5 protein-coding genes are annotated in these 4,405 nt (G+C 59.3%); all 5 read left to right on the top strand.

What is annotated here, in order from left to right; translation table 11 throughout:
* The coding region (locus ACXJKO_RS30015) for a TRAP transporter substrate-binding protein (protein ID WP_457094675.1) at positions 1–985 on the top strand (985 nt) is incomplete at its 5' end.
* Positions 986–1,067: 82 nt separating this feature from the next.
* Entirely contained in the window at positions 1,068–1,682 is a 615-nt protein-coding gene (locus ACXJKO_RS30010) for a TRAP transporter small permease subunit (protein WP_457094674.1), read from the top strand.
* A 4-nt stretch (positions 1,683–1,686) separates the two neighbouring features.
* On the top strand, positions 1,687–2,973 hold the full coding sequence (locus ACXJKO_RS30005) for a TRAP transporter large permease (protein WP_457094673.1): 1,287 nt from the start codon (positions 1,687–1,689) through the stop codon (positions 2,971–2,973).
* Positions 2,973–3,656 (top strand): DUF2848 domain-containing protein, encoded by a 684-nt coding sequence (locus ACXJKO_RS30000; RefSeq protein ID WP_457094676.1) that lies wholly within the window; start codon positions 2,973–2,975, stop codon positions 3,654–3,656. The genes ACXJKO_RS30005 and ACXJKO_RS30000 overlap by 1 nt, the downstream gene beginning before the upstream one ends.
* A gap of 29 nt (positions 3,657–3,685) precedes the next feature.
* On the top strand, positions 3,686–4,405 hold a 720-nt coding region (locus ACXJKO_RS29995; protein ID WP_457094672.1), incomplete at its 3' end, for a hypothetical protein.

The raw sequence follows: 4,405 nt of genomic DNA, 5'->3' as shown, positions 1-4,405 counted from the left end.
GGACCTGCCCAAGACCCACCTCAAAGTGGTTGGTGCGTGGGGCAACCTTTCGCAGTACAAGAGCTTCGAGCAGCCCTTCTGGACCAAGGAGATCACCGAGAAGTCGAACGGAGCCATCACTGCTGAAATCACGCCGTTCAACGAAATGGGCATGAAGGGCGCGGAAATCTTCCGCCTGATGCGCCTCGGCGTGATTGATTTCGGCTCCACCGTTCTTGGTTATGTGGCAGGCGACGACGCCCGTAACGAAGCCATCGACCTTGCGGGCCTTGCGCCCGACATCGAAACCGCCCGCAAGATCTCCGACGCCTACAAGCCGGTTTACGACAAGTTCTACGGCGAGAAGTTCGGCATCAAAGTGCTGGGTATTTGGCCCTATCCTGCGCAGGTTATCTACTGCAACAGCGAGATCAAGAGCCTCGCAGACCTCAAGGGCAAGAAGGTCCGTACCGGCAATCGCACTCTCGCGGAATTCGTCGAGGCTCTCGGCGGCACAGGGGTGACGATGACCTTCAGCGAGGTCGTCCCCGCGCTGCAAAACAAGGTTGTCGACTGCGCGATCACCGGCACTCTCTCGGGCAACTCGGCAAAGTGGTACGAAGTCTCGACCCACATTCACCAGCTGCCCGTTGGCTGGAGTCAGGTGATGTTCGGCGTGAATCAAAAGCGCTGGAACAGCCTCGCCCCGAACGTCCGCACATTCCTGGAAAAGGAAATCGCTGACCTCGAGGATCGGATCTGGAAGGGTGCCGATGAAGAGACCCAGCAGGGCTTCGACTGCAACACCGGCAAGGACACCTGCAAGCTCGGCACCAAAGCGAATATGACCTTCGTGCCGATCACCGACGCTGACAGGACCTTTTTGACGAAGGTGCTCTCCGAGACCGTGGTTCCCAAGTGGGCAGCACGCTGCCCCGGTGATTGCGTGGAGAACTGGAACAGCTCCGTCGGTAAGACCATCAACATTCAAGCCAAGTCCAACTAAGGACCGCGGGTTATTCACCCCTAGTGCTTATTCCCGAAGCCTCCCCTCCTTGCGGGAGGCTTCCCAAAAGATTGATGATGTCATGATAGCTGTTCTTGACCGCTGGCTCGCGCTCGCGGATCGTCTCTCCACGCTGGCAGTACGGCTCGCGGGCGCCATGATGTTGGCTGCCGCATTGCTCGTCGGATTGGATGTTCTACTGCGCAAGACCGTGCTGATCACGCTTGGCGGCGCCGATGAGCTTTCCGGTTATGCCTTCGCAATCGGCACCACCTGGGCTCTTGGCTTCACGCTGCTGCGGCGCGCCAATGTCCGTGTCGACGCCGTTTATGGGCGGCTTCCTCTCAGGGTGACAAGCTGTCTCGATATTCTTGCTCTCTTGTCGCTCCTCGTGTTCGTGGGGTACCTCACTTGGCGATCAATGCTCGTCCTTCAGGACTCACTTCTCTTCGACACTCACTCGACTACGCCTCTCGGAACGCCCTTGTGGATTCCGCAGTCTCTCTGGGTCGTCGGCTTCTTTTTCTTTCTCTTCACGATTGTGCCTTTGCTCCTGCGGAGCGTGATCGCCCTGGTCACGGGCGATCTGCCAAAGGTCAGTCAACTCGCAGGCGCCATGACCCTCGAGGAGAGCGCGGCCGAGGAATCTAGCCACACCGCCGAACTTCAGGCTCCCCACACAAGGCTGGACCGCTGACACCATGCTTGGTACAACGCTCATCATTCTCCTCGGGCTTCTTGCCCTCGCCATTCCGGTGGCCGCTGCTATCGGCGTGCTCGGCCTCGTTCTCGAGCAACTCTTCAGCACGATGCCTCTCAGCCTGGCGATGGGCGAAATCGCCTGGTCGGCAGGCCGTGACTTTCTTCTCGTCTCGATCCCGATGTTCATCCTGCTCGGTGAGATTCTGCTGCGCTCCGGCGTCGCCGAAAGGATGTATTCCGCGATGGTCAAGTGGCTGTCCTGGCTTCCGGGCGGCCTGATGCACTCGAACATTGGCTCCTGCGCCATCTTCGCCGCCACGTCCGGATCCTCGGTTGCTACGGCGGCAACCGTGGGCACAGTCGCGCTTCCGCTCGTCAATCGCCACGGCTACAACGAGCGCCTGTTTCTCGGAACGCTGGCAGCCGGCGGAACCCTCGGCATTCTGATCCCGCCGTCGATCAACATCATCATCTACGCCGTTCTGACCGACACCTCGATTCCCAAGCTCTACCTGGCCGCAATCATTCCGGGTCTTGGTCTTGCCGGATTGTTCATGGCGTTCATCGTTGCGGCTTGCCTGTTCAGGCCTGCCTGGGGTGGAAAGCCGATCCGGACGACATGGAGGGAACGTTTCGCCAGCCTTCCCGATCTTTTGCCTCCAATGGGAATCTTCCTTGTCGTTGTCGGTTCGATCTATGCGGGCATCGCAACGCCGACTGAGGCTGCATCGCTTGGAGTGATTGCGGCCCTGGTGCTCGCGGCGTTCTTCCGGCGGCTCAGCGTTAAAATGCTGATCGAGGCGTTCGAGAACACCATGCGGACGACCGCGATGATCATGTTGATCATCATCGCCGCCTACTTCCTCAACTTCGTGATTACGGCCATCGGACTGACCCAGATGATCACGGATACTGTGGCCGGCCTGGGCCTTTCCAAGTACCAGATGCTGCTGGCAGTCGTTGTGTTCTACCTGATCCTCGGTTGCTTCATGGAGACGCTCTCCATGATGATCACCACGATCCCGATCGTTGCTCCCGTCATGGTGGCTCTCGGCTTCGATCCGATCTGGCTGGGCGTCGTCATCGTCGTTCTCATCGAGGCTGCATTGATCACACCTCCTGTGGGACTCAACCTCTATGTCGTGCAGTCGCTTCGCACCAGGGGAAGCCTCAACGACGTGATCATAGGATCAATCCCCTTCGTCTTTTCAATGCTGGTTCTCATACTGCTGCTCGCGCTTTTCCCCGGCTTGGCCCTGTGGCTGCCGGCTCATTTCGGAGGCTAATCTTGCTCACGTTCAATCGTATCTCACAGACTGGTGAGGATCGGATCGGCCTTGAACCGCAGACTTTAGTCATTGCGGGTTGGGCAGGCCGGGATGAGCACGCGATCCAGCATCACATCGAGGAACTCGCTGCCATCGGCGTGCCGCGCCCGTCTTCGGTTCCAGTTTACTATCGAGCATCTGCCAGCAATCTCACCCAATCCGAGCGTGTCGAGGTTCTCGGACCCGACTCCTCGGGCGAGGTAGAGCCGGTGCTGGTGGCGCTCGCAGACGGCTACTGGATCGGCATCGGTTCCGATCACACGGATCGCAAGGCTGAAACAGCAGGTATCGCTCTTTCAAAGCAGCTCTGCGCCAAGCCAGTCGGCAAAACTCTGTGGCGCTTGGATGAGCTCGAGGCTCATTGGGACCAGATCATCCTGCGCTCCTGGGCAACCATCGATGGAGAACGCGTGCTCTATCAGGAAGGCACTCTGGCAGCTCTCAGAACGCCCCAGGATCTCATTGATCGCCGTCCTCCCGGATTAGAGATCGCGCCAGGAAGCGTGATGTATTGCGGAACCCTTGGAGCTATCGGCGGAATCCGGCCGGGCACCCGCTTTGAGATGGAGCTCGAGGATCCGGTGTTGACCCGTGTCATGCGGCACGCTTATGAGATCGAGACCCTGCCGGTCGTTTCCTAACCGCGGCTGACAGCCCAGAGACAATATCCGTGGATCTATCGTTCTGGGCACTTCTGCTCGCCAAGATGCTGCTCGCAGCTGCAATCGTTGTGAGCGCATCGAAGATCGTCGAGAGAAGCGGCCCTTTCCTCGGAGCGATGGTCGCTACCCTGCCGATCTCGGCAGGGCCGGCTTTCGCGTTCCTGGCCACCGAGCATAGCGCCGAGTTCATCTCGGAGAGTGCTCTGGCCGGACTTCCGGTTACGGCTGCCACCGTCGTGTACATGGTTGTCTATGCCACTGTTGCCCGGCATCGCAGCGTATTGGCGAGCATCGGGGCGGCATTCACGGCATGGGCGGTTTTTGTGTCCCTCATCCTGCAAGGACAATGGACCCTCGGCAGCGCCCTTGCCCTGAATGGCGTGGTCTTTGCGGCTGCGCTTGTCTATGCGCGTCGGCTAACGGGAACGGATACGCCCCCCCGCCTCCAAAAGAAATCGTGGGATGTTCTGTTCCGGGCTACTCTAGTCATGGCTGTTGTCGGGGGAACGGTTCTGGCTGGGAGAACGCTCGGACCTGCCATTGCGGCCGCTGCGGCTTTGGCTCCGGTTGTGCTGGTCAGCCTCGCCCTGATCCTCCACCCTCGTATTGGTGGAATGGCAACTTCTTCAGTTATTGCAAACGGGGTTCCGGGAATGCTGGGCTTCGTTGGAGCGCTATGCATCCTTCACCTGAGTGCAGTTCCTTTGGGTGCCTATCCGGCTCTGCTC

The organism is Microvirga sp. P5_D2 (genome assembly GCF_054049475.1).
The sequence above is the reverse complement of the archived record's forward strand: the minus strand, read 5'-3'. Positions and strand labels throughout refer to the sequence as shown.